Raw genomic sequence first — 3,769 nt, forward strand, 5'->3', positions numbered from 1 at the left:
GGTGTGCACCGGTCCAGAACGGATGTGATTCCGCGCTGACGTCCACGACGACGAGAGGGTACGTCGACGTGCCCTCCGGGGTCTCCCACTCGATGGTTCGCGAGCTGTTCACGGTCGAGCGGGTGAGGAAGGTCGTGCCGGTGTTCGCGTCCTGGAACACCACCGGGTGGTAGTCGGGGTGGATGTCGGGTTTCATCGCTCATCTCCTTCGTAGGCGTCGTTCATGGCGTCGGCGACGCGGCCGGATGAGTCCTCGCACGGTTCTTCGTGCCAGTCGCCGAATGGATCGGGATGGCTCGACCACTCCTCACGGCGCGACAGCTCGTCGTCGGTGAGTAGCGCTCCGCCGAGGCCGTCGAGGATCTCGGCGGGTCGGGCGCCACACACCACCACGGTCATGGAGGTGTGCCTGTCCCCGAAGTCGTCATCCCAGTATGCGGCGGCCAGCGCGCGCCGCTGCGGATCCACGTAGGCGGCGCGGTGGGAATCCATTGCTGCCAGCCAGGTTCCGGCGTGTCCGATCCTGAGTCCACCGCCAGCGGATTCGATCCACATGACGTCGTCGGGACGGTTCGCGAGCCAGGCGCGCCCCTTGGTGCGGATCACCCCGTCCAGCAGCAGGTCGAGCGCGGCGTGCAGTCGCTGCGGATGAAAGGGGCGGTCCGCGGTGAACTCCACCAGCGCTACGTCGCCGTCGGGGCTCAGTGGCGGTTCACCGGCCAGCAGCGGGTCGTGCGGATCGGTTTCGCGGCCACGCCGCGAATCGGAGTCGAGGTGCGACAGTGCCATCTCGACCCGCTCGGTGCCGACAGTGATGCGTGCCCGCGGGGCGAGACGGCGCAGCACGGCCAGGGCACGCGACTCCGGCTCGGTCAGCACCTGGACATCGGCGAACTCGGCCTGCCCCACCAGGACCTGAGCGACGGTCCGACCGTCCCGCAATTCGGCGTCGCCTACCGCGTCTTCGATCCACTGGCTGGCCTCGACGCAGTTCACCACGGCTTCGATGGACACGTCGCGCGATGCCGGACCATCCTCGTACCCTGGGCCGACGCGGACCCGAACGTGGTTGATGGCCCAACATATTGGCTCGGGTTCCAGCCATGGAGCGATGTGCACGACGATGCGGTCGACGTCGTCGCGCCGGTGTAGCCGCCGCAGGAGCACCAGCAGGTCGTTGCGGATGGTGCATGACACACATCCGTGTGCCAGCTCCAGTGGGAATTCCGACGCGTGGAGTTCGCCGTCGCGCAACGTGCTGACCGTGCGCCGCACCACCTGCCCGTCGAAACGATGCTCGACGACCAACGTCCCGTCTCGGCGCAGCAGCGCGTCCGCGACGGCGACGGTATCCCCTTGCCCGGTCACCAGCACTGCGGGAGTCCGCATCATCCTCCTGTTAATGGCAACGATTGTCATTAGCCTGCGGTTCACGGTACAGTCCAGACTCGCCGTTGTCGACAACGATTTTCAACAAGACTCGATGAGAGAAGGAGACGCATCCATGTCGGCTCACTGCCAAGTCACCGGGCGCACACCCGGTTTCGGCAATACCGTGTCGCACTCACACCGCCGCTCCCGGCGGCGCTGGAACCCGAACATCCAAAGGAAGACGTACTACGTGCCCTCGGAGAACCGGCGAATCACGCTCACCGTGAGTGCGAAGGGCATCAAGGTCATCGATCGCGACGGCATCGACGCCGTCGTGGCACGCCTACGCCGGCAGAAGGTCAAGATCTGATGGCCAGCACCGAGATTCGGCCAGTCGTCAAACTGCGTTCCACGGCGGGCACCGGATACACCTACGCGACGCGCAAGAACCGGCGCAACGACCCCGACCGGCTGTCGCTGAGGAAGTACGACCCCGTCGTCCGACGCCACGTCGAGTTCCGCGAGGAACGCTGATCGCCGGGCGTCAGCCAGTGCGCGCGATCAGACGGGATCGGCGATCCGGGACCCGCTCCAGGCCAAGGTGTCCCCGTAGCGTGGTGTGGGTGTACTCCCTGCGGAACAGTCCACGGTTGCGCAGGATCGGGATCACGTGATCGACGAACAGTTCCAAGCCCGAGGGGAACACGTCCGGCATCAGATTGAATCCGTCGACGGCCCCTGCCAGGTACCACTCCTCGATGGCGTCGGCGATCTGTTCGGGTGACCCGATCACCAGTCGGTGCCAGGTGATCACCCGGTCCATGATCTCGCGGACGGTGAGGTCTTCACGACGTGCCAGGTTCACGACGATGTCGCGCGCACCCTGCGAACCTCCAGTCGTCTCGGCGCCGTCGAGGAGCCACTTCGGCAGTTTCTGGTCCCACTCGAGTTCGGTCGGATCCACGCTGAGTTGCCCCGCCAGGTGAGCGAGTCTGCGGTCGCCGGCGAGATCGTTGAGTTCCTGGTTCCGTCGGCGGGCCTCCTCCTCCGTGCTTCCGAGGACGAACGACAGACCTGGCATGATGCGGATCGCGTCCACCGGGCGACCGTGAGACGCAGTGCGCGAACGTAGTTCGCGAGCATAGCGTTGAGCGTCCGGCAGTGATGCCTGGGCGGCGAAGACACCGTCGGCGTACTTGGCCGCCAGGTCGAGTCCACCCGCAGATCCCCCGGCTTGGAACAGCACCGGATGACCCTGCGGCGACCGCGGCAGGGTGAGCGGACCGTCGACGGTGAAGTGCGCGCCACGGTGGTCGATGGTGTTGATGGCGCCGATCTTGCTGAACGCGCCGGTGCGCTTGTCGGCCACGATGGCGTCGTCGTCCCACGAATCCCACAGTGCGCGGACGACGTCGATGAACTCAGCGGCGCGCGCATAGCGGTCGCTGCGGCTCGGTTGCAGCTCCGGCTCAGTGCCGCCGTGCCCGAAGTTGTTCCAGGCGTACGGGTCGCTGCTGGTCACCACGTTCCAGGCCACCCGCCCGCGACTCAGATGATCCAGCGACGCGAACCGGCGCGCGATGTTGTAGGGCTCCTCGAAGGACGTCGAGACAGTGCCGATCAGTCCGAGGTGAGAGGTCACCGACGCCAACGTGGACAGCAGCACGATCGGGTCCAATGCCAGCGGCGGCGCCACCAACGGCTCGTCGGGCCTTTGGAACAACGACGGGCTGTCGGCGAGGAAGAGCGCGTCGAGCGTGCCCCGCTCAGCGGTCCGCGCTACGTCGATCCAGTAGGCGGGGTCGGTGAACCAGCGGGGGTCGGCGGTGGGGTGCTGCCACGCGGCGGGATGCATGCCGTCGGAGAGCACGTTCACGCCGAGGTGCAGTTCGCGCTTCGACATCAGAAGTATCCGCTGCCAGGGAGCGCCGTACCGCGAAGGTAATGCGCACCGATGGCTTGCGCCTTGTACGAGGTCGGATTGTGCGACGCCAACGTCCGGATGTTGCGCCAATGCCGGTCCAGCAGGTGCGCCTCGCGTACCACCGACGCACCACCGACGTCGAACACCTGGGCTGCTGACTTCTGCGCCAGGGCGTCGACGACGACCTTGGCCGCCGCGGCCTGCAGAGACGCCTCGTGGGCAAGCGTCAGGTTGGGGTCGGTGCCCGCCACGTCGGCGTCGAACGCGACGGCAAGGGCGTCGGCGGCGGCCAGCACCGTCGCCTCGGCGGCGAAGGCGGCGCTGGCGATCTCGCCAATCTCGCGTTGCAGCAGTGGATCATCGGGGGGCGACGGAGTGGGCGCCCAGGCGAAGCTGCGGGCGCGTTGATGGACGTGCGCCACCGCGTCTGCGCGAAGTGCGTGCAGGACACCGACTTCCAACGCGGTGACGTAC

6 protein-coding genes are annotated in these 3,769 nt (G+C 66.9%); 2 read left to right on the top strand and 4 right to left on the bottom strand.

Features of this window, described 5'->3' with window-relative positions; genetic code table 11:
- Together ACRDUX_RS40980 and mrf are read right to left on the bottom strand one after the other, a co-directional pair.
- The coding region (locus ACRDUX_RS40980) for a type B 50S ribosomal protein L31 (protein WP_526423312.1) at positions 1–196 on the bottom strand (196 nt) is incomplete at its 3' end.
- Positions 193–1,389 (bottom strand): ribosome hibernation factor-recruiting GTPase MRF, encoded by a 1,197-nt coding sequence (mrf, locus tag ACRDUX_RS40985; RefSeq protein WP_526423322.1) that lies wholly within the window; start codon positions 1,387–1,389, stop codon positions 193–195. The genes ACRDUX_RS40980 and mrf, both read right to left, overlap by 4 nt.
- A 115-nt stretch (positions 1,390–1,504) precedes the next feature.
- On the opposite strand from mrf, the gene rpmB reads away from it, so the two are divergent.
- A complete protein-coding gene (gene rpmB, locus ACRDUX_RS40990; RefSeq protein WP_526423314.1) occupies positions 1,505–1,741 on the top strand; it encodes a 50S ribosomal protein L28 in 237 nt (78 codons plus the stop codon).
- The gene (gene rpmG, locus ACRDUX_RS40995; RefSeq protein WP_526423316.1) at positions 1,741–1,905 is read left to right on the top strand and encodes a 50S ribosomal protein L33; all 165 of its coding nucleotides are present in this window, start codon (positions 1,741–1,743) and stop codon (positions 1,903–1,905) included. Before rpmB ends, rpmG begins: the two co-directional genes overlap by 1 nt.
- A gap of 10 nt (positions 1,906–1,915) precedes the next feature.
- On the opposite strand, the gene ACRDUX_RS41000 is transcribed toward rpmG, so the two are convergent.
- Both ACRDUX_RS41000 and ACRDUX_RS41005 read right to left on the bottom strand, forming a co-directional pair.
- On the bottom strand, positions 1,916–3,274 hold the full coding sequence (locus tag ACRDUX_RS41000; protein ID WP_526423318.1) for an LLM class flavin-dependent oxidoreductase: 1,359 nt from the start codon (positions 3,272–3,274) through the stop codon (positions 1,916–1,918).
- Positions 3,274–3,769: acyl-CoA dehydrogenase family protein (locus ACRDUX_RS41005; RefSeq protein ID WP_526423320.1), on the bottom strand; the 496-nt coding region annotated here is incomplete at its 5' end. The genes ACRDUX_RS41000 and ACRDUX_RS41005, both read right to left, overlap by 1 nt.

The sequence above is a fragment of the Mycobacterium sp. genome (assembly GCF_050701675.1).
Classification (GTDB): Bacteria; Actinomycetota; Actinomycetes; order Mycobacteriales; family Mycobacteriaceae; genus Mycobacterium.